Annotated in this window: 25 protein-coding genes; 1 reads left to right on the top strand and 24 read right to left on the bottom strand. The window is 32.3% G+C overall.

Annotated features, from left to right (window positions below; all coding sequences use genetic code 11):
- Positions 1 to 38: 38 nt before the first annotated feature.
- Entirely contained in the window at positions 39 to 1862 is a 1824-nt protein-coding gene (gene lepA, locus JN168_RS06385; protein WP_042738549.1) for a translation elongation factor 4, read from the bottom strand.
- 323 nt (positions 1863 to 2185) lie between these two features.
- Here lepA and rpsT point away from each other — a divergent pair, with 323 nt between their 5' ends.
- Positions 2186 to 2437, top strand: a complete 252-nt coding sequence (gene rpsT / locus JN168_RS06380) for a 30S ribosomal protein S20 (RefSeq protein WP_042738548.1) — start codon at positions 2186 to 2188, stop codon at positions 2435 to 2437.
- A gap of 91 nt (positions 2438 to 2528) precedes the next feature.
- On the opposite strand, the gene holA is transcribed toward rpsT, so the two are convergent.
- The 23 genes from holA to JN168_RS06265 form a co-directional block, all read right to left on the bottom strand.
- A complete protein-coding gene (gene holA / locus JN168_RS06375) occupies positions 2529 to 3503 on the bottom strand; it encodes a DNA polymerase III subunit delta (RefSeq protein WP_042738547.1) in 975 nt (324 codons plus the stop codon).
- A 72-nt stretch (positions 3504 to 3575) separates the two neighbouring features.
- On the bottom strand, positions 3576 to 5654 hold the full coding sequence (locus tag JN168_RS06370; protein WP_279526246.1) for a DNA internalization-related competence protein ComEC/Rec2: 2079 nt from the start codon (positions 5652 to 5654) through the stop codon (positions 3576 to 3578).
- 139 nt (positions 5655 to 5793) lie between these two features.
- A complete protein-coding gene (locus JN168_RS06365; RefSeq protein WP_042738545.1) occupies positions 5794 to 6258 on the bottom strand; it encodes a ComE operon protein 2 in 465 nt (154 codons plus the stop codon).
- Between the two features lie 65 nt (positions 6259 to 6323).
- On the bottom strand, positions 6324 to 7004 hold the full coding sequence (locus JN168_RS06360) for a helix-hairpin-helix domain-containing protein (protein ID WP_279526245.1): 681 nt from the start codon (positions 7002 to 7004) through the stop codon (positions 6324 to 6326).
- Between the two features lie 48 nt (positions 7005 to 7052).
- Positions 7053 to 7772: a class I SAM-dependent DNA methyltransferase gene (locus JN168_RS06355; RefSeq protein WP_279526244.1), complete on the bottom strand. Its 720-nt coding sequence runs from the start codon at positions 7770 to 7772 to the stop codon at positions 7053 to 7055.
- A gap of 2 nt (positions 7773 to 7774) precedes the next feature.
- Positions 7775 to 8128, bottom strand: coding sequence for a ribosome silencing factor (gene rsfS, locus JN168_RS06350; RefSeq protein WP_042738542.1), 354 nt, complete (start codon positions 8126 to 8128; stop codon positions 7775 to 7777).
- A complete protein-coding gene (gene yqeK / locus JN168_RS06345) occupies positions 8129 to 8713 on the bottom strand; it encodes a bis(5'-nucleosyl)-tetraphosphatase (symmetrical) YqeK (RefSeq protein ID WP_232138622.1) in 585 nt (194 codons plus the stop codon).
- Positions 8703 to 9275: a nicotinate (nicotinamide) nucleotide adenylyltransferase gene (nadD, locus tag JN168_RS06340; protein WP_107512985.1), complete on the bottom strand. Its 573-nt coding sequence runs from the start codon at positions 9273 to 9275 to the stop codon at positions 8703 to 8705. Before nadD ends, yqeK begins: the two co-directional genes overlap by 11 nt.
- The gene (gene yhbY / locus JN168_RS06335) at positions 9275 to 9565 is read right to left on the bottom strand and encodes a ribosome assembly RNA-binding protein YhbY (protein WP_042738539.1); all 291 of its coding nucleotides are present in this window, start codon (positions 9563 to 9565) and stop codon (positions 9275 to 9277) included. Before yhbY ends, nadD begins: the two co-directional genes overlap by 1 nt.
- 13 nt (positions 9566 to 9578) lie before the next feature.
- The gene (gene aroE / locus JN168_RS06330; RefSeq protein WP_279526243.1) at positions 9579 to 10379 is read right to left on the bottom strand and encodes a shikimate dehydrogenase; all 801 of its coding nucleotides are present in this window, start codon (positions 10377 to 10379) and stop codon (positions 9579 to 9581) included.
- Between the two features lie 11 nt (positions 10380 to 10390).
- Positions 10391 to 11497 carry a ribosome biogenesis GTPase YqeH gene (gene yqeH, locus JN168_RS06325; RefSeq protein ID WP_042738537.1) on the bottom strand — a complete coding sequence of 369 codons (1107 nt, stop codon included), beginning with the start codon at positions 11495 to 11497 and terminating at the stop codon, positions 10391 to 10393.
- Positions 11498 to 12025 (bottom strand): YqeG family HAD IIIA-type phosphatase, encoded by a 528-nt coding sequence (locus JN168_RS06320; RefSeq protein WP_042738536.1) that lies wholly within the window; start codon positions 12023 to 12025, stop codon positions 11498 to 11500.
- Positions 12026 to 12040: 15 nt separating this feature from the next.
- On the bottom strand, positions 12041 to 12727 hold the full coding sequence (gene mtnN / locus JN168_RS06315; protein ID WP_042738535.1) for a 5'-methylthioadenosine/S-adenosylhomocysteine nucleosidase: 687 nt from the start codon (positions 12725 to 12727) through the stop codon (positions 12041 to 12043).
- A gap of 285 nt (positions 12728 to 13012) precedes the next feature.
- Positions 13013 to 13177 (bottom strand): hypothetical protein, encoded by a 165-nt coding sequence (locus JN168_RS06310; RefSeq protein ID WP_157946391.1) that lies wholly within the window; start codon positions 13175 to 13177, stop codon positions 13013 to 13015.
- Positions 13178 to 13467: 290 nt separating this feature from the next.
- Positions 13468 to 14700, bottom strand: a complete 1233-nt coding sequence (locus tag JN168_RS06305) for an NRAMP family divalent metal transporter (RefSeq protein WP_232138620.1) — start codon at positions 14698 to 14700, stop codon at positions 13468 to 13470.
- Between the two features lie 5 nt (positions 14701 to 14705).
- Complete coding sequence (gene pxpA, locus JN168_RS06300) at positions 14706 to 15464, bottom strand: 5-oxoprolinase subunit PxpA (RefSeq protein WP_042738533.1); 759 nt, start codon at positions 15462 to 15464, stop codon at positions 14706 to 14708.
- A complete protein-coding gene (locus JN168_RS06295) occupies positions 15464 to 16822 on the bottom strand; it encodes an acetyl-CoA carboxylase biotin carboxylase subunit (protein ID WP_042738532.1) in 1359 nt (452 codons plus the stop codon). Before JN168_RS06295 ends, pxpA begins: the two co-directional genes overlap by 1 nt.
- A 22-nt stretch (positions 16823 to 16844) precedes the next feature.
- Positions 16845 to 17288: an acetyl-CoA carboxylase biotin carboxyl carrier protein gene (locus JN168_RS06290; protein WP_232161608.1), complete on the bottom strand. Its 444-nt coding sequence runs from the start codon at positions 17286 to 17288 to the stop codon at positions 16845 to 16847.
- A gap of 2 nt (positions 17289 to 17290) precedes the next feature.
- The gene (locus JN168_RS06285; RefSeq protein ID WP_279526242.1) at positions 17291 to 18295 is read right to left on the bottom strand and encodes a 5-oxoprolinase subunit C family protein; all 1005 of its coding nucleotides are present in this window, start codon (positions 18293 to 18295) and stop codon (positions 17291 to 17293) included.
- Positions 18285 to 19019 (bottom strand): 5-oxoprolinase subunit PxpB, encoded by a 735-nt coding sequence (gene pxpB / locus JN168_RS06280; protein WP_279526241.1) that lies wholly within the window; start codon positions 19017 to 19019, stop codon positions 18285 to 18287. The genes JN168_RS06285 and pxpB overlap by 11 nt, the downstream gene beginning before the upstream one ends.
- A 1092-nt stretch (positions 19020 to 20111) precedes the next feature.
- Positions 20112 to 20588, bottom strand: coding sequence for a transcription elongation factor GreA (gene greA, locus JN168_RS06275; RefSeq protein ID WP_042738529.1), 477 nt, complete (start codon positions 20586 to 20588; stop codon positions 20112 to 20114).
- A 27-nt stretch (positions 20589 to 20615) separates the two neighbouring features.
- Complete coding sequence (gene udk, locus JN168_RS06270) at positions 20616 to 21239, bottom strand: uridine kinase (RefSeq protein ID WP_042738528.1); 624 nt, start codon at positions 21237 to 21239, stop codon at positions 20616 to 20618.
- A complete protein-coding gene (locus JN168_RS06265) occupies positions 21239 to 22510 on the bottom strand; it encodes a peptidase U32 family protein (RefSeq protein ID WP_042738527.1) in 1272 nt (423 codons plus the stop codon). The genes udk and JN168_RS06265 overlap by 1 nt, the downstream gene beginning before the upstream one ends.
- Positions 22511 to 22515 lie beyond the last annotated feature (5 nt).

Below are 22515 nucleotides of genomic sequence, written 5' to 3'. Positions count from 1 at the left end.
ATAAATCGTTTGGATTTAAGGCCCCAATCTATCTATTATTAATCTTCGTCCATCTTAAGAACAGCTAAAAATGCGTCTTGAGGTATTTCTACGTTACCTACTGCTTTCATTTTTGCTTTACCGGCTTTTTGCTTTTCTAATAATTTTCTCTTACGACTGATGTCGCCGCCGTAACATTTTGAGAGTACATTTTTACCCATTGATTTAATATTAGTTCGTGCAACAATTTTTTGACCTACTGCAGCTTGAACAGGAACTTCAAACTGTTGTCGTGGAATTAGTGTTTTTAATTTTTCAACTAATGCCTTACCTCTTTCATAGGCAAAGTCTTTGTGAACAATAAAGCTTAAAGCATCAACTTTATCACCGTTTAATAAAATATCCATTTTCACTAAATTGCTCTCTTTGTTATCAATAAATTCATAATCAAAAGAAGCATACCCTTTTGTATTAGATTTAAGTTGGTCAAAGAAATCAAATACCACTTCAGATAATGGGATTTCATAAATAATATTCACACGAATATCATCCATATATTCCATATTTACAAATTGTCCTCGTTTACGTTGGCATAATTCCATAACAGCACCAACATAATCATTTGGAACCATCATTGTAGCTCTAACAAATGGTTCATAAATTTTATCTATTTTATCTCTTTCAGGCATATGCGCAGGATTATCAACTGCAACCTCTTCACCAGATTTCATTATACATTGATAAATAACAGATGGTGCTGTCGCAATTAACTCAATTCCAAATTCACGTTCTATTCGTTCTTGGATAATTTCCATGTGTAACATACCTAAAAATCCTGTTCGATAACCAAAACCTAATGCTTGTGAAGATTCAGGTTCGAATTCTAATGAAGCATCATTAAGCTGTAATTTTTCTAAAGCTTCACGTAAATCATTGTAATCTTTGTTATCGATTGGGAATAGTCCGCAGAATACCATTGGATTCATTTTTTTATAACCTTGTAAGGCATTAGCGGCTGGTCTTTCTGCATGTGTAATCGTATCACCAACACGAGAATCGTCCACATTTTTAATGCTTGCAATAATATAACCAACATCTCCAACTGTCAATTCTTCAACCGGCAGTTGTTTAGGTGTGTTAATACCTACTTCTGTTACTTCAAACTCTTTACCAGTAGCCATCATCTTAATGCGGTCACCAGCTTTTACAACACCCTCCATTACTCGGATAGAAGATATCACGCCTCTATATGGGTCATATTCCGAATCAAAAATCAATGCTTTCAACGGCGCTTCAGGGTCACCTTCAGGCGGTGGAATGACCTCGACAATTTTTTCTAAAATATCCTCAATGCCAATATTTGATTTTGCACTAGCTAGTACGACTTCATCTTTATCAATACCAATGACATCTTCTAATTCTTGTTTAACTCTTTCAGGCTCAGCTGCAGGCAAATCAATTTTATTGATTACAGGTAGTAATTCCAAATCATTATCTAATGCTAAATACACGTTAGCAAGTGTTTGAGCTTCGATACCTTGTGCCGAATCAACTACTAAAATAGCCCCTTCACAAGCAGCTAATGACCTTGACACTTCATATGTGAAATCGACGTGTCCTGGTGTGTCAATCAGATGAAAGGTATAAGTTTCGCCATCTTTAGCCTCATACTTTAACCTAACTGCATTTAATTTTATTGTGATTCCACGTTCTCTTTCTAAATCCATTGAATCAAGCAATTGATCTTGCATTTCTCTTGTTTCAACCGATTTAGTATTTTCTAAAATCCTATCAGCTAACGTAGATTTACCATGGTCGATATGTGCGATAATAGAAAAGTTTCTTATATTTTTACGTCTATCTAAACGTTCTTGTTTATCCATGTATTATCCTTCTCACTTTCATAATTCTAGCCCGTAAATATGTATGACATTCTTTGATATAATAACGTTTTTAGCTTACAATTGCAAACTTCATATAGGTATAGAGCTTATTCTTTAATTTGTAATACGTCTTGCGTCACTTACTTATAGCATATATGATATGACTTACAAAGTATATATTTGTAGATAACTTATTTATAAACAGGGATTTTATGCACTTTGCTAAATAAATGATTGCAGAAACTGCGTCATTTTGATAAAATATTTCTTGTTGTAATCAAATTAAATTTGATAGCGAAGATCACTTTTAGGAGGTGACACACATGCCAAACATTAAATCTGCAATTAAACGTGTTAAAACAACTCACACTGCTGAGGAGCGTAACATTTCTCAAAAAAATGAAATGCGTACAGCAGTTAAGAGAGCTAAATCAGCTACAGAAGCTAACGCTGATAACAAAGCTGACTTAGTAAGTTTCGCTTTGAAAAAAGTAGATAAAGCTGCACAAAGCAACTTAATCCACAAAAACAAAGCTGCTCGTATCAAATCATCATTAATGACAGCTGGTAAATAATAAAAAGTTCAAGCCTCGGCTTGAACTTTTTTTATATTCTATTTTAAACAAGATTATTTTCGTACTTAAATGATTACTGATTTAATCGTCACTACAAAGATAAGATAAATAATTCTAATATTAGTTGTTTATCCATATAAGATGACTTCAATTTGTAATCTGTTTCAGCACAACTATCCATAATATTTAATAAACTTTCAAGCTGATAATGTCTAGCTTGATTCAATGCAAGTTTCACTCTATATGGATGCACAGATATCGTTTTAGCAATTTGCTGTCCACTATAGCCTTTTTGACTTAAAATCTTACTTTGGTAAAACAACCTATAATTGCTAGTAATTAATGCTAACAATTTTATTGGTTCTTCTTTCATAGCGATTAAATCTTTTACTAATTGTATCGCTTTGGCTTTATTATTCTTCTGTATATATTCAGTTAATAAAAATACATTTTGTTCCAAACTTCTATTTACTATTTGATCTACATCTTGTTTATTAATTGTCGGCCTATCTTCTAAAAACAGCACTAATTTTCCAATTTCTTGTTTAACAATATTAAATTGAATACCTGTTAGCTCGATAAATAAATCTAAAGCATCTTGCTTTATGTCTTTATAATTTTCATGCAATTCATTTTTTATCCATTGCTTAATTTCATCTTCTGACATTTGCTCTATCTTTTTTATTTGTGCACTTTTCTTTAACGTTTTCACTAATTTTTTTCGTTCATCTAATTTCCCTTGATATACCTCAAAAATGATTAATGTTTCACCGTCATATTTTTCAATAAATTCGATTAATTGCTCAATATTCGGACTCATATCTTTAGGTGGTTTTTCACCAGTAAAAACGTAAGCATTTTGTACAAGAACTACTTTTTTATCTGAAAAGAAAGGCATTGTTAATGATTCTTCAATAATGGCTGATAAATCAGTCTCATATAAGTTGAATTTCACGAAATTAAAATCATCTTTAGGTTGCTGTAAATACTGGTCAATTAACTCGGCAGATTTCTTTTCTATTAATTCTGATACTTCACCATATATCGTTACGATATTTTCACTCATTTATAGCTTCCTTTCTTATCCATTACACATTTCAATATTATATCATGTCAATTTTCTACTAACTAGTGATATTTATTTGATTACATCAGTATAAATTTTCAATTCATCATGTAACGTTATTGTGACATTACCTGATTCACTGGTCTGAAATAAATTTGTATGTATGGCATTCAATCTATCAACCACCTCTTTGTTAGGTAAATAATACATATTATTTTTACCTGCTGAAATTAAGCTCACTTTAGGATGTATCTTGTCAATAAAAGCAGCGGTCGAACTTGTCTTACTTCCATGATGACCTATCTTCAAAATATCGACATTTGAAATGTTATAGTTTTGCAAAAATATACTTTCGTTATTTGACGTTGCATCACCCATTAGCAATATACTATGTCCATTAACGCGTATGTAAGTAATAATTGAGTGCTCATTTAAATCAACTGAATTATCTATAATTGTATCTATCAGATTAATAGATACATCTCCAAAAAATAAATGTGGGTGTTGACGAAAATCTAAAAGCTGAATTTTATATTGATGACATTGCATTTCCAACTTCGAGAGCTGCTGACGCGTAAAACTTTTTTTATCTATAATTATATGCTTTATATTAATTGTCTCTATCAAATAAGGTAACTCGCCCATATGGTCTAAATGTGGGTGCGTAATAATAACATAATCCAATTGGGATATTCCTCTTTTTTTAAATATTGGAAGTACTTTATATTTTGATATTTGATAATTATATTCTGAATGAGCTTGATTAATATTCCCCCCTGTATCAATTAATATATTTTTATTCTTAGATGTTTCAAAAAGGATCGCATCACCTTGACCAACATCTAACATAGTTAATTGGTCTGTTTTTTGGAATGGAATATTCGATAATATAAAACAAAGTAAAGTTAGTGTAATGATAATATATTTAAACCGTTTATTGACCAACAGTATTATAGTCATCAAAACTAGTATAATAACTATTAATTTAGTAATTTCATTTAAATCAGCTACATACCATTTGAATCGATTTAACTTATAAAATATGTCTAACATAACATCATGGACTATTACTATTGCATTGAATACAGTGGAGATAAAATTAAATTGGAAAGGCAAGTGAAGTGTTATAAATATGAGTATTATAAAGGGAAAGAAAATAAAACTATAGAAAGGAACAAAAATTAAGTTCGAAATTAAACCAATCCATTGAATTTGGTTAAAGTTAAATATACTGATGATCATTCCACCAAGTTGGGCAATGGTGGTCAAGGTGAATAGTGAAGTTAAAAAAGATAATTTTTTTAAAAGAGGGAGTGAAAATAAAATTAAAAATGAGATAAAAAATGAAAACTGAAAGCCAATATTATAAATATAAGAAGGATTGACCGTTGATAATACGATAAAAGCAAGCCCTAATATGTCCATTGAGTTGTCAATAACACGCTTAGGAAGGCTAATTACAATGATTGCTGTCAGTATTGCTCTCGTCGCACTTGGAATAAAATTTGTATAAAATAAATAGCCAGTCAAGACAACAATCAATGTAACTTTAATTAATATTATTGGTATTTTCAATCGCTTTAACACAAAACTTATGACAAATATCAAAATAGCAATATGTGTACCACTAACAGCAGATAAATGATAAATACCAGTTTCCTTCAATTTCTCTAAATAATGTTCATTAATAATGGTAGTATCACCAGTAATTAATGCTAAAATACGATCTGTATTTTTAAAGTGTAATTTAGATAACCTCTGTTCTAAAAATAATTTATGGTTATCTAGCAAACTGGTCACAACTTTGTTCTTTGAAGTATAACAACTTGCTAAGTCTATTTTTTTAATAAGGATATGCGCTTTATGATTAAGGTGATGCTTGAATGGCTTTATTTCTGCATTAATACGACAAGTCTTGTTCACAATGCTATTTGATTTTATCGGATTTATTTCACTGTTATTAAAATATGAAAATTTAAATTCTTTGTTGTCATAGCGTAACTTACCAGTCACTTTTTTATTATCAAGTGACAAATGTCCAAGAAAAGTGACTTGGTCATGTTCTAGTTTTTTATTGGACATTTGGTAATGTTCGGCTTTGCTATGTACATAATGATTGTAAAATAAAATAAAGCTAGCAAATGGTATCAATATAAGTATAACTATTTTAAAAATGCTGAACTTCTTATTAATAGCAATAAACAATAAAATTAAAAATAGAAATACCGAAATCAACTTAACATGTAGCCATAATACGCCAACTAAATACGCTATAGCATAATATATCAAATTATGATTTATTGACTAAATATTGAGCTACATGATGCTGATTAAACGGAATTTTTTTATAAATAATACCAGATTGATCTAATAGCTTTAATGCATATTCATGGTTGTGATAGTCTTCCGCATAGTAAATAGTCTTAATTCCTGCTTGGATTATTGATTTTGTGCAATTCAAACAAGGGAAATGAGTAACATATATTGTTGCATCTTCAGTAGAAACGCCCTGCTTCGCACATTGAAGTAAAGCGTTCATTTCTGCATGTATTGTTCTAATACAATGTCCGTCTTGAATAAGACAACCTTCATCTATACAATGTACTTCTCCTGACACTGATCCATTATACCCACCTGCTATTATACGATTATCCTTTACAATTGTTGCCCCAACCGATAAACGTTCACATGTTGACCTTAAAGCTAACAAATGACTTTGTGCCATAAAATATTCTTCCCATTTTATGCGATCCATGATGTTTCCTCCAATGTCGATTTTATTATAGATTTATTTCTATTATGACAGATTTCAACAAAAATCTATACGATAAAATATTCTTGTAACTTTTCAAATGTTTTTACGCCAATCCCATTTACTTTCTTTAAATCTTCAACTGTAGTAAAAGCACCCTTTTCATTTCTATACTCAATAATAGCCTTAGCTTTACTTGAACCGATTCCAGGGACGTTTTGTAATTCTGATTCCGAAGCAAGATTTAAGTTAATCTTTGTATTGTCAGTTTTTGTTGACTTATTTACATTATTTTCATTTTGTGATTTCGATAAATTAGGTTGTGAGACTTCACCTTTTTTGGGAATATAAATCAACTTTTGATCTACTAATTTTTCCGAAAGATTAATTTGACTTAAATCAGCATCACGTTGAACACCTGCTTTTTCTAATAGTTGCTTAACCCGATCCGTGCTTTTCATTTCATATAAATCCGGTCTTTTAACAGCACCCTTTAAATCTACAAAAACAGTCGTAGTTTGTTTAGCATCAGTTGATTTGTCTTTATTTGAACTTTTAGTTTGATTGCTATGAAGATCATTTGATGCAAAATGTTCAATGTTATCTCCTTTATGTTCAACAATATCTTGTTGATTATTAAAGTTACTCAATAATAAAAATATAATGATTACGCACAATACACAAATACAAATTAAGAAATAGCGGTATTTTAATACAAACGATTTAATGTGTTCTATTATTGGTAGCATAAAAAATCACTCCTCAATACATTACACGTATCAAGGAGTGTTTTTACTTTATTTTTTTACAATAAAAAACAAGCGGTGCCCGTTTTCATCATCTTTATTATTTATATCAAAGTCTACAAATGTTTTTATCTTAGTAAATCCAGTTTGCTTTAGCATATCAATGTATTCATTTTTAGAATAGGTTCTTTGATAATGTGATTCATTAAAGCGTTCGTATTGTCCATTCTCTTTTTTAATAAAGAATGACATATCATGCCATACGCTATGTTTTTCCTCACCTTGTACAGCTTCCCATCCTAAATAAATATCTTCTGACTCATCAATGTAACTCTGATTATTAAAAAGTGTATCCATTTTGTGAGTCGTATGAACATCAAACATTAACACGCCATCAGCCATTAAATGCTTATTCACATGTTGAAATGTAGCAATAACATCCTCTTGGTCTTGTAAATAATTTAATGAATCACAAAAAATAGTAATCACGTCAAATTGTCTGTTGAAATCAAAATCTGTCATATCTCCTTCAAGCCAATTCACATGTGTTGATTTTTGTGAAGCCATCGCTAACATATCAACGCTTAAATCCATGCCCGTGACATCATTATAAGTTGATAATAGTGATGTAAAACTGCCTGTTCCACAACCAATATCTAATATAGATGCGTTATCTTTAGCATACGTTTGAACAATATCTAACCATGCATCATAGGGTTGATCTAATGTAAGTTGATCATAGAACAAACTCATTTCTTCATATTGAACCATAATTAATAAACAGCCTGTCCATATGTTTCTAACGGTGCATCTTGATATAATTTCTCAATATTGTAATAGTCTCTTTCATCTTTATGGAATACATGGATTACAACATCAGCTAAATCAATCAGAATCCATCTCGCTTCATTAAAACCTTCCATACGTTTCACTTCGATGTCTGCCTCGTTTGCCGCTTCTTTGACAGCACGTGCAATTGATTGAACTTGTCGTTCATTATTACCATGGCATATTACAAAGTAATCCGTCATATCACTAATACCTTGCATTTTTAACGAAATTATATCTTCTGCTTTTTTACTCTCAGTTGCTTCGACAGCAATGTTTAATAATTGATCTGAATTCATTTAATCATCCTTTACTCTTTCGTCACTATAATTGTAATAATTCAAGCATGCAATCGTCGCGTCAAATACATTGATATCTTTACCAATCAAATACATAACAGTGCGCTTAGATATTTCATAAATTGTTTTATCTAAGCTACCTTGATTGTATGCTAAATCACGAATTTCTTCAACGCCTGGGGTCTTACGTCCAGGTTCAATGTAATCAGCAACAAAAACAAGCTTTTCCGTTTTTGTCATTTGTGCTCTACCCGTCGTATGATATTCAATCGCACTTAATACTTCATCATCGTATACACCATATTTTTCCTTCATAATAACAGCGCATACTGGTCCGTGTAAAATTTCCGAACCGTAGCTTAATAATTTACTATCTAGATTGTGTTTTGTAACAATTTGATACATTTCACCTAAATCATCATATTTTGAATAATCATGTAAAATACCTGCTAATTCTGCTCTATCTTTATCTCCGTCATATATATCCGCTAGTTTCACAGCAGTTTCTGCAACTCTCAGTGAATGCTCAAATCGCTTTTGCGGCAATTTTTCCTTTACAATGTCTATTGCTTGATCAATTTTCATATAACCCTTCCTCTCGTATATAATGTTCTACACTTGAGGGTACAAGTACTTGAATATTGTTCTTGCGTTTCACATTCTCCCTAATTAATGTTGAACTTATATCTATGCGTGGAATATTAATTGCTACCATACCATCTTCAACATCCTGTGTTGATTGGCCTCTATTAACAATTACAAAAGTGATTTTGGCTTTTAGTTCATCAATCCTATACCATTTATCAAGTTGATCATACTGATCCGTGCCAATTACAAAATATAATTTTGCTGTTGGATATCGTTCCAACATTTGCAAAATCGTATCGAATGTATAGCTTTGACCTTTACGTTCTATTTCATCTAAACATATTTCACCGAAACCGAGTTCATCGATTGTACGCTTAATCATTTCAACTCGAAATTTCGCATCTAAATATTCATCTTGTACTTTTAATGGCGACATATAACTTGGTAAAAATATAAATTTATCTGGCTTTATCGCATGATTAACTTCGCTAGCTACAACCATGTGAGCTATATGAATCGGGTTAAATTGCCCACCGTAGATTACAATAGATTTTGTCATTATGGTAATTGAATTTGTTTATTGTCCGTTGATTCTTTGTATAATACAATCATTGACCCGATTACTTGTACAATTTCACTTTTAGTTGCATCACTTAAACTCTGCGCCAAATCATTTTTATCTTCAAAATTATTTTGTAACACATGTATTTTAATCAATTCTCTATTTTCAAGTGTATCCTTTATTTGCGTTACCATATTGTCACTAATTCCAGATTTTCCTATTTGGAAAGTTGGATCCACATTATGAGCTTTACTTCTTAAAAATCTTTTTTGTTTACCTGTTAACATTGTAAATTCTCCTCTATAACCTTTTTAATACTGCTTCTTTCATAACTTTAATATTAGGCATTTTTCCTGTCCAAATCTTGAAACTTTCAGCACCTTGGTAAACAAACATATCTAAACCATTATGGATTGGATTGCCATTTTCTTCTGCTTTTTCTAATATCGGTGTTTTAAATGGAATATAAACAATATCACTTACTAATGTGTGTTCTGCTAAATTATCAAGATTTATTGGAATTTCTTTGTTACTTTTCATACCCGCTGGGGTCGTATTTATAATAATGTCAAATTCAGATAATGCAGATTCCGCATCAATCAGTGAAATTTTATTTATATCTAAATTCCAATTATCAAATCGAGACATCGTTCTATTAGCAACCGTTAGTTTTGGTTGAACATATTTAGTTAGTTCATTTGCAATTCCTTTACTCGCACCACCAGCACCAAGCATTAATATATAAGCATGCTCTAAATCGGGATACACTTGCTTTAATCCAGTTACATACCCAATTCCATCAGTGTTATAACCAATCCATTTATCATTCACTATTTTGACTGTATTAACTGCACCTACAGTTTCAGATTGACTATCAATTTCATCAAGATATGGAATGATATTTTCTTTATGTGGAATTGTAACATTAAATGCTTCTATACCCTTTTCAGTTATTATTTCTTTAATTAAATGAAATTTTTCTTGGGGTATATCAATTGCTTCATAAGATGCATCTTCATCATGTAGTGCTTCAAAATTCGCATTATGCATAGCAGGTGATAATGAATGATCTATTGGATTTCCGATAACCGCGTATTTCATAATTTACCCCCTTACATAATTGAATTTCTTAAAATAACATCAACATTCTTAGGTACACGGACAATAACCTTTGCACCTTTATCAATTGTGATAAAGCCAAGTCCAGAAATCATCACATCACGCTTTTCTTTACCCGTTTCGAGACGTACAGCTTTAATATTTTGTAAATCAAACTGCTTTGGATCATTCGGCGGTGCTAATAATGAACCAATTTGATTTTTCCATAGCTCATTTGCTTTTTCAGTCTTGGTTCTGTGTATATTTAACTCATTTGAAAAATAACAAACTAACGGACGTTTGCCACCACTTACATAGTCAATACGTGCTAAACCACCAAAGAATAACGTTTGATCTTCATTTAGTTGATAAACACGCTGCTTAATTTCATTTTTCGGCATAATCGTTTTAAGCTCTTTGTCACTCACAAAGTGTGTCATTTGATGCGCTTGAATAATACCAGGTGTATCAAACATGAACGATGTTTCATCTAATGGAATATCTATCATATCTAAAGTTGTACCAGGGAAACGTGATGTTGTTACGACATCTTTTTCTCCTACACTACGTTCAATTAATTTATTAATCAAAGTTGATTTCCCAACATTTGTCGTTCCAACGATATAAACGTCATCATTTTTACGAACACTATTGATTGATTCTAACAATTCTTCAATCCCTTCATTCTTCATCGCTGAAATAAGGACAACATCATCAGCTTCCAAGCCGTATTTTCTTGCGGTTTTTTTCAACCATTCTTTAACACGACGCTTATTAATTTGCTTTGGTAATAAATCTAATTTATTAGCTGCTAAAATAATCTTCTTATTGCCTACGATTCTTTTCAAAGCATTGATAAATGATCCTTCAAAGTCAAATACATCTACCACATTGACAATTATGCCATTTTTATCAGCTAAACCATTTAATAAATTTAAAAAGTCCTCACTGTCTAAACCCACGTCTTGTACTTCATTGTAATTTTTCAATCTAAAGCAACGTTTACATATAACATCCTCGCGAAATAGATTATGTTCTGGTACATAGCCAGGTGCGTCAGGATCTTCTGATTGTAATGGTGCACCACAACCGATACATTTTAATAATTCAGTCTCAGTCAATCAATTTTCCTCCCATGTGATATAGCCTTTTTTTCTAAAATGTTGTAATAAACGACGTTCGACAAGTCTGTTGAATTTAGTAATAAAACCATCTGTATGTTTTACCGGAACTACCATAATAGTAAATAATCCTCGACGATTTCCTCCAAAGACATCAGTCATCATTTGATCTCCAATAACAACAATTTCAGCAGGATCAAGTTGCATTGATTGTGCCGCTTGGTTAAAAGCACGACCTCTAGGTTTTCTAGCTTTAAAGATATAATCAACTTCTAATGATTTTGAAAAGCTTGCTACTCTACGTTCGTTATTATTTGATACTATTGTAATCGTCATACCAGCTTCATTAACATCTTTAAACCATTTTTTAACTGCATCTGTTGGTTCAGCTTCATCCCAACCAACAAGTGTGTTATCTAAATCAGTAATGATACCTTTCATACCTGAGTCAGCAAGTTTTTGTATATCTATTTGGAATATTGATTGTACATATTCATTTGGCATAAAATATTTTTTTATCATACCCATTTTCTTTTCACCTTTTTATATAGATTTAATTAAACGTTCGACAATTTCACTTGATGAAATTGCTGCTTTTTCTAAAAATGCATCAAAAGTAATACCTGCATCTCCATCAGCTAAATCAGAAATCGCTCGCGTGATAATAAATGGTAAATTAAACTGGTAACATGTTTGTGCTATTGCAGTCGCTTCCATTTCTGCAGCCAATGCATCTTTAAAGTTCTCCTTAATAGTCGCACGTTGTTCAAATGTACCAATAAAACTATCACCACTGACAATAAGTCCAATCTTGGCAGTTAATTGCTGTTCTTTAATAGCCTCAGTTGCCTTCTGTAATAAATTACTATCACTATCGAAACTTGCTGGCATTTGTGGAATTTGTCCCAATTCATATCCAAATGCTCTAGCATCTGCATCATGATACATTACACGATCACTTACAACGACATCTCCAACATTTAACGCTTTGTCTAATGCACCTGCAGAACCAGTATTAATGATTAAATCGGGTTTAAACTGTTCGATTAATAACGTTGTAGAAATCGCAACATTAACTTTACCAATTCCACTTTGCGTTAAAACGATATCTTTACCTTCTAATTGTCCTTTATAAAAAATAACATGCGCTATTTTTATTTCTTCTAATGCATTAATTTTATTTTTTAAGATTGCTACTTCCTCTTCCATAGCACCTATGATACCTATCATTATAATTCACCTCATCTTAAAATCCTAGCCTTTGCTATTCTACCATATTTATATTCATAGCTCGATCTTAGATACAATATTTCCGCTGATTTCATGCAATTTCAGTCACATTCATCTCCATACAGTATTAATATAATCGAATTTATTTTTTACAGTAAAAAACAGATAAAAACAATTTTTTATCTGCCTCGAAAAATTTATTAATTTAAAAAGTATAGACCATCTTTGCAAACTGGTCAAATATTCATTCAAATTACATTACTTAACATTAAAAGTTCCCTAACATTAGTAGTATCTTCGAGGAAACTCATAAGACATTCTCGGTGTTTCATATACACTGTGCCATGTCATTCGTAATAATGGCATCACACTTGCCATTGCCATACAAACTAATGATATGAGTACAATACCAATAATAAGTACAATTACAAAATCTATAATTCTTTCCATCTCAAACATCCCTTACTATTGAAAACATAGCTATAAAATATAATACATTCTATTTTAGCAATACATTTTATAATATACTACATTAAATAAAATAGTTAAATGTTTGAGCTAATTATAAATGTAATTAAACAGTCGATTTTTTGCACAATCTAAATTTTCAATAATAAAAAAACTGTCAACATAGGTTTTATGTCGACAGTCTATAAGTTCTAAACAAACCCTCTGCAATCCATTTTTTGAAAGTATTGCATAGAGTTTGTTTGATAATTAACTAATGCATTATAGAAATCTTAAGATCCCCATAATTCTGTTAAACCTTGCAGTGAGAACACCCCTGTTACAATCGTAACAACGACTGCAATAATACCAAATACGAGCATCCATGTCGGGTGTTTATAGTCACCAACGATAGATTTACGTTTACTTGCGATAAGGATTGTTCCTAATGTTATTGGTAAGATTAAACCATTTAACGCACCTGCTACAATTAATAATGTAACGGGCTTACCTAAGAACAAGAATACGAGTGTAGATACAACAATAAACGTGATAACAATAATATTTGTTTTATTATTTACAGATTTGTGTAAAGTTTTCAAGAATGTTGCACTTGTATAAGCAGAGCCAATCACTGATGACATAGCGGCAGCAAATAATACAATACCGAATATGTTTCTACCAATCGGGCCTAACACATGTTCAAATACTGATGCTGGTGGGTTCTCAGAGTTTAAAGTTACACCTGTTACCACAACACCTAATACCGCTAAGAATAATAGTGTTCTTAATACACCAGTTGTTAAAATCCCTGCTACTGCAGCTTTATTAACAAACGGCAAAAATGATTTTCCTTCTACACCTGAATCTAAGATTCTGTGTGCACCAGCAAAGGTAATGTATCCACCTACAGTACCACCAACTAAGGTAATAATTGGTAACACTAATGCAAGTGGTTGCTCTGGCATTACCATATGTGTTGCTGCTTCTAAATATGGTGGGTTTGCTTTAAACATAACAAACGCTACTACAGCAATCATTAATACACCTAAGAACATTGTTACAACATCCATTATTTTTTGTCCACTTTTACTAATGAAAATCGCAATTGATAGTACTGCTGTGATTGCCGCACCAATTTTAACGTCTATTCCAAAAATTGCATTTAATCCTAAACCAGCTCCAGCAATATTCCCAATATTAAAGGCAAGTCCTCCAATACCAATTAATATTGAAATGAAAGTGCCAAGGCCTCCTAAAATTTCGTTGGCAACTTCTTGACCACGTTTTCCAGTAACAACTAATATTCTCCAAATATTAATTTGAGCACCAATATCAATTAGTATTGATAATAAAATGGCGAATGCAAAACTTGCAGTGAATTGTGCTGTAAAAACTGCAGTTTGAGTTAAGAAAGCGGGCCCTATTGCAGATGTCGCCATTAAAAATACTGATCCTAACAGTAACCTTTTATGATTTTTTGTGAAACTTTCCTCTGTTGCTTTCGGCTTTAATTTATCTCCCATTTTGTTTATCCCCCTATTTTGGTAATAGAAATACCTTCTTTCGTTAAACGCTCTCTGATTTGAGATACGAATTCCAATGCATGTGCGCCATCCCCATGGACACAAATTGTATCTGCTTGTATGTCTATTTCATTTTTGTTCTTTGTAATTACTTTTTGCTCAGTTACCATTCTCAATACTTGATTGATAGCCTCTTCAGTATCTGTTATCAAGGCGTCATTATCTTTCCTACTTACTAACTGACCATCATCTTCATAACGTCTGTCAGCAAATACTTCAGAAGCCGTTTTCAATCCAACTGCTTGTGCTTCTGAAATCAATAAAGTATTGGACAAACCTACATAAATCAATGTTTTATCAAAGTCATACACTGCTTGGGCAATCGCATTAGCAATTTCTTTGTTTCTAGCACCCATTTGATATAAAGCGCCATGTGGTTTAACATGATTTAATTGCACATCATGAATTTTACAGAACCCATTTAATGCACCAAGTTGATACACTACGACGTCATAAACTTCATCTGGTGTTAAATCCATATTTCTTCTGCCAAAGCCTTGTAAGTCAGGTAAACCTGGATGAGCACCTATACCAATATGATTTGCTTTAGCTAGTTTAATCGTTTCATTCATTACGTGTTGATCACCTGCATGAAATCCACAAGCGATGTTAGCAGAAGTAATTAACGGTATAATATCTGTATCTCCACCGAATGAGTAATTACCAAATGCCTCTCCTAAATCACAATTTAAGTCGATTTGCATTATGATTCCCCCTTGATAATTTGATGTCTATCTAAGAATTTTATATCAACATCTCTTGCATCACCTTCAGCATATAACGGATATGAAAGTACTCCATATAAAAAGTCAGCTGTAGTTGTAAATCCATCAATAACCATTTCATCTAATGTTACTTTCAATTTATGAATTGCTAAGTCACGATTGTCAGCCTTTACAATTACCTTCGCGACCAATGAATCATAATTTGGTGACACAGTATAGCCTGGGTATAACAGACTATCTACTCTTACGTTAAACCCTTGTGGTAAATGTAATGCATTTACTTTACCTGGTGAAGGTTGGAATTGCTTTTCTGGGTTCTCTGCATTAATACGCGCTTCAATAACGTGCCCATCAAATTGCACTTCAGACTGATTAAATGGCAACTCATTATGTTGCATCAGGTAAAGTTGTGCTTGCAACAAGTCTCTATTTGCACGCATTTCTGTAACGGTATGTTCTACTTGAATACGTGCGTTCATTTCAATGAAATAATAACTATCTTCGGTCACTAAAAATTCTATTGTTCCCGCACTACGATAGTTTGATGCTTTGGCAACTTTTACTGCATCATTACAGATTGCAGTTCTTTTTTCTTCAGTTAATGCTGCACAAGGCGATTCTTCAATTAACTTTTGATTTTTTCGCTGAACAGAACAATCGCGTTCTCCAAGATGTATATAGTTAAATTGACCATCACCTAGCACTTGTACTTCAACATGTTTCGCAACAGGAATAAATGCCTCTACATAGATACGATCGTCATCAAAGTATTTTTTCCCTTCACTTTTAGCTTCTTTAAACAGTTTTGGTAGTTCAGATGCTTCTTTTACTATGCGAATACCTTTACCACCACCACCACTCGCTGCCTTAAGCACAAGTGGATAACCAATTTCTTCAGCTATATGTTTTACTTCTTCAACAGTTTTCACATCATCTGTTGAACCAGGAATGATAGGTACTCCAGCTTGATCAACGGTTTGTCTTGCGGTGATTTTATCACCCATTAATTCCATTGTTTTATATGTTGGTCCGATAAAATAGATATCATTTTCTTCAACTTTTTTAGCGAAAGACGGACTTTCTGATAAAAATCCATAACCTGGATGAATTGCATTTGCGCCGGTTATTTCTGCAGCGCTAATAATTCGATCTTGATTTAAATAACTATCTAACGGATTTGCTTCTCCAATACAAATTGCTTGATCAGCTAAGCTGACATGTAGACTGGATTCATCCCCTTTGGCATAAATAGCAACTGTCTCGATTCCTAATTCTCTACATGCACGGATGATGCGTACAGCAATTTCACCTCTGTTTGCAATTAAACAACGATACAATGCAAACGCCCCTTTCAGAAATTTATTTGACTTTGATAATGGCTTGATCATATTCGACATTAGTTCCGTGTGATACTAGAATTTCATCAACCACACCTTCTACATCGCTAGTCACTTCATTTAGGACTTTCATTGCTTCAATATAACCAATTGTATCGCCTTTCTTGATTTCATCTCCTACATTGACTAAAGGATTTGTAAGTTCCTTTTCATCTTGTAAGAAAAATGTACCGACCATCGGTGCTTTCACATAGTCAACGCTTTCATCTGATGCTGTTTGCTGTTGATTTGTACTTTGTTGTGAATCTGAACTCTGCGGTTGAGTGGCCGCATTTCCCGCACTTTGATTAATCTGATTGTCTGTAAAATCAAATTCAATTTCTTGCTCATAATCTTTATATTTAAATTTCTTCATGTCATTATCTTTAACAAGTTTTATTAATTGCTCTATTTTTTCAAAATTCATCATTATTCCCCTTTTAATAAATTTTTAATTCTTGAAGCTGTTGGTCTTAATTGCTTCAAATCATATATTGGCTTTTGCTCTATGTTTGTTAACTCTTGAAGAAATTTATGTTCTTTCTCTTTTAATTGTTCAGTTGCTTGTTCAACAGATATCCATTCAAATTGAATGTCAGATCCAGGTTGTTTTTGTGCAAGAACTTGTAAATCCATGGCACAAACTGTTGCAATTTTTGTATATCCACCTACTGTTTGTTTATCATTAAGTAAAATAATTGGATTACCATCATTTGGTACTTGGATACTTCCTAGTGCTACAGGTTCAGAAATAATATCGGCCGACGATATTGGTGGAATACTATCACCTTGTAGTCTATAACCCATACGGTCTGATTGCTCTGATATTTTAAATACAGATGATGTAAGCGCATTTATTGATGTTTCTGAAAATGCATCGATCTGAGGCCCTTCAACGATATGGATAATCTGTTGGTCGAATATCTCTTCATTGTAATTTGCACTTAGACCAATGCGCGTTGTATAATTCTTCACTTTTTCTGTTGTTAATACGTCATCTTTTTTTAACGTTCTACCTTGATAACCACCAATTTGACTTCTTGTGTGTGTCGAATAGCTACCTGCGATTTTAGGTAATTGTAATGGATTAGCAAAATTTAAATAGCCTCGAGCACCTTTCGTTACTTGACCGATTTCTAAAACATCACCTTTTTTCACGTTAATGACTGTATTCTGATCAATATTGTCGCTATTTAAGGTAACGTTAAAACGGGCTCCCGTCATAACAATAGCATTATCTGCTAAAAATTCTATAGTAGGTCCAATTACTGTATATTCAATTGCTGGTCCTTCATGGTTCAATAACGCTTGACCTAATCGAAGTGCATTATCATCTAATGCACCCGCAGACGAAAATCCTTGATCCTGATAACCTACTCGACCTTTATCTTGGACGGTACTAAATAATCCTGGTTTTAATATTTTAATGCTCATAATCAAACTTCACCCACTTTTCAATATTAAAATCATCTTGTGTTTGTTCCTGTTCAATTTGTTGATAAGTGTCTTTATCAATTGAATAAAATTGAATCGAATCTCCTGCTTCATACAAACACATCGGTTCACGATTAATATCAAATACATTGATAGGTGTTCGACCAATAATTTGCCAACCTCCAGGTGATTGCTTCGGATATAATCCAGTCTGATTATTTGCGATACCTACCGAACCAGCTTCTATCTTTGTCCTTGGCTCTTTGCGTCTAGGTGTATGCAAATTAGCATCTAAGCCTCCTAAAAATGGGAACCCTGGCATGAAACCTAGCATATAAATTAAATATTTATTGCTGCTATGTATTTTGACAACCTCTTCTGTTGTTAAATCATTGTAAGTTGCAACTTCTTCAATATCCTGACCATATTCCCCTCCATATAGTACAGGTAAATGAATCGTCTTATTTCTTAATTGTTGCTCATTTATTGAACTTATATCCAATTGTTCCAAATCCAAGTCATTTAATACTTCGTTCAACGTTGAAATATTAGTATCAACATATAACATAATTGCTCTATAAGAAGGTATTATCTCAGTTATTGACTGAAGTTGTTTATCCTTAATATATTGAGACACATGTTGTACCTTTGCGAACGTTTTAGGATCAATTTGATTTTCAAAGTAAATCATAATTGTTTGCTCGTTAATTAATTTAAATTCCAAAAACATTCTCCCCTTTATGTTATTAACAATTCGTTTTTGTAAAATATTTAATTGTACGCTTAACATTTTAATTATATCATCAATTTAAGTTATATGTTTAATTACAAAAAATTATAATTGTTAATAACCTATCCTAATCATATAACTTAAACCTGTAATAATCTTTACTTTTAGAAAATTTAGAAAATAAAGTTTATTATTAGTAATAATTTACCAAATCGCACAGCTGTCGTATAGATATTTCTTGCTAAAGTGTAAAATCCCACCTTAAATAACCTATTCATATTTACTAAAATTCAATTTTGTAATTTATAGCACTTTAGTCATATGAGAATACTTCAATATGTAACTAAAAATATAATTGTTTTTTAGTCATGTCATCATGCTCAATTGAGTTCACTTTAAAAGGATTAATTGTTCTATAAGCAGGAGTTTGTTTTTGTGCTAACCATTATCATTCGAATGCGATCAGTTAAAGCACTTTCGATTTTGCATTTGGAGAAAATCGCTTGGATTTATATATATATAAGGGATGATTTTTAACATCATTTTAGGATAATAAGAAGAAACACCATAGGAATAGTTCACTTCGCCGACTTCAATGTCTGAAATAATTTCTACTAAATGCTCTTTACAATGTGTGCGCTATCGTTTTTAATGATAAGCCTTTCTGTTTCCATAGGTGAGTGAATTGAGACATATTCTAATTTTTATACATAAGACACCTCGTCAATTTAGTTTAGTGGAATGAATTTAATTATAAGTATATGTCTACTTTTTTAGTAATAACATATTAGAACTTCATATTGTTTGCGAATGACTGTGAGCGTAGTATGCGTGTCGAGACCGATTTCGATCGAGCACCTTGGTAAGTGAGCAATAAAATTACAGATTATTGAAATAAATAATAAGCCCATCAAAGATTTTAGACCTTTGATGGGCTTAATGCTACGTATTTAAGTTCCAGATTCATTATAAACATGTTAGAGTCGTTCTTGTTCTGAAACTATATGTTATACAATCAAATAGTGACCTGTTATGCTCATACTTTTATCAACATGAGTAATAGTTTAGACAGTATTTTGATTATAATTATTTGATGTTGACGATCTTAACGTTAATTTCTCCACCATTTGGTAATGGTACACGTACTTCGTCTTCTAATTTTTTACCAATTAAACTTTTAGCCATTGGTGATTCATTAGAGATTTTACCTTTAAATGCATCTGCCTCTGCAGATCCAACGATTTGATAACTTTCTTCTTCATCACCTGGTAATTCGATAAATGTAACTGTTTTACCAAGTTGTACTTGATTATTGTCACCAGTATCTTCGATGATTAACGCATTTCTTAACATATGTTCAACACGTTGGATATCTTGTTCGATAAATCCTTGCTCGTCTTTCGCAGCATCATACTCGGAGTTCTCAGATAAATCACCGAAAGAACGTGCTACTTTAATTTTTTCAACGACTTCAGGACGTTTTACTGTTTTTAATTCTTCAAGTTCACGTTCTAATTTCTCAAATCCTTCTTGTGTCATTGGATATTGTTTTTGATTTTCCATAGTGTCATCTTCCTTTACATATACATACTATTGTTTACTTACTAATGTTTGAATCTTTGTTGTCATTATATCGATAGCTACTTTATTACTTCCACCTTCTGGAATAATAATATCTGCATATCTCTTTGTCGGTTCAATAAATTGATTATGCATTGGTCGAACCACATTTAAATATTGATTAATTACAGACTCCATCGTACGACCTCTTTCTTCTGTATCACGTAAAAGTCTTCTTAGAATACGTAAGTCTGCATCTGTATCGACATAAATCTTAACATCCATTAAGTCTCTTAATGTTTTATTTTCCAATGCAAAGATACCTTCTACGATAATAACATCTTTTGGCTCAAATGCAATCGTTTCATCGCTTCTCGTATGATTTGTGTAATCATACGTAGGTACTTCAATTTGTTTACCATTACGCAAGTCATTTAAATTTTCGATTAGCAAATCGTTATCGAAAGCAAATGGATGGTCGTAATTTGTTTCCAAACGTTCTTCAAATGTTAAATGCGATTGGTCTTTATAGTAATAGTCTTGCGCTAATAATGCAACACTATGACCTTCTAAATTTTTCATAATTTCATTTGTTACAGATGTTTTACCTGAACCTGAGCCACCAGCAATACCAATAATTGTCGTACTTTTCATTATCCAATTTCCTTTCTCATCATGTTGTTCGGATAAATTGGATGATCTACTTTAATTTGCACGATTTGCAATGGATGACGTGCAGCATCAAGTTCATTACCCTCTTCATCGTATATCTTATCAACAACTTGTCTAAATGTTTCGATTTCTGGACCAAAGAATTCAATTTCTTGGCCCGGTTTAAAATTATTGCGTTGTTGAACCGTAGCAATATGTGTTGTTTCATCATAATCTAATACTAAACCACAAAAATCAAATGGCGATTTCTTTGAACCTTGCTCACCAAACATTTGTTCTTCAAAGCCAGGTGTCCCTTCAATAAAGGCTGAAGCAGTGTCTCTATTGGCACATTTATCTAATTCAATTAACCATTCAGGTTTAATTTTAAAGTTTTGTGGATCTGCGGCATATGCGTCAATAACCTTTCTATATACTGACACAACTGTCGCAATATAATGAATTGATTTCATTCTACCTTCAATTTTTAAAGAGTCAACACCAATATCCATCATATTAGGTATAGATTCAATTAACTTTAAATCTTTAGGACTCATAGCAAATGGTGTAACTTCACCCTCACCGTCATAGTAAAGATCTAATTCTCCATCTTCATCAACCTCTAACAAGTCATAATCCCAACGACAACTTTGACAACAACCACCACGGTTAGAATCACGTGCTGTCATATGGTTACTTAATGTACAACGACCTGAATAAGCTATACACATTGCACCATGTATAAATGACTCAATTTCAATGTCAACTTTATCTTTCATTTCTTGCATTTCCATGGCACCTGTTTCACGAGCCAACACAACACGGTCCAATCCTTCTTCTTTCCAAAATTCAACCGCTTTATAGTTCGAAAGTGATTGTTGTGTCGATAAATGAATTTCTAATTTTGGAGCAACGCGTTTACACGTTTCAATAATTAATGGATCTGCCACGATAATACCAGTTGCGCCTGTTTTTTCAAGTGCTCTGAGGTATTCATCTAACCCCTCAATATTTTCATCATGTGCAATGATATTGGTCGTAACATAGATTTTTGCTCCATAACGATTCGCGAATTCAACACCCTCTTTGATTTCTTCCATCGTAAAGTTATCAGCATTTGATCTCAAGCCATATTCTTGTCCACCAAGAAACACCGCATCCGCACCATAATGAACCGCAATTTTTAATTTTTCTAAATTTCCAGCCGGGGCAAGAAGTTCAGGCTTTTTTATTTTAGGTAGTTGTTGTGCATTTTCTTTTTCTAAAACTTTCATTCTTA

Source organism: Staphylococcus gallinarum (assembly GCF_029774255.1).
GTDB lineage: Bacteria > Bacillota > Bacilli > Staphylococcales > Staphylococcaceae > Staphylococcus > Staphylococcus gallinarum.
The sequence above is the reverse complement of the archived record's forward strand: the minus strand, read 5'-3'. Positions and strand labels throughout refer to the sequence as shown.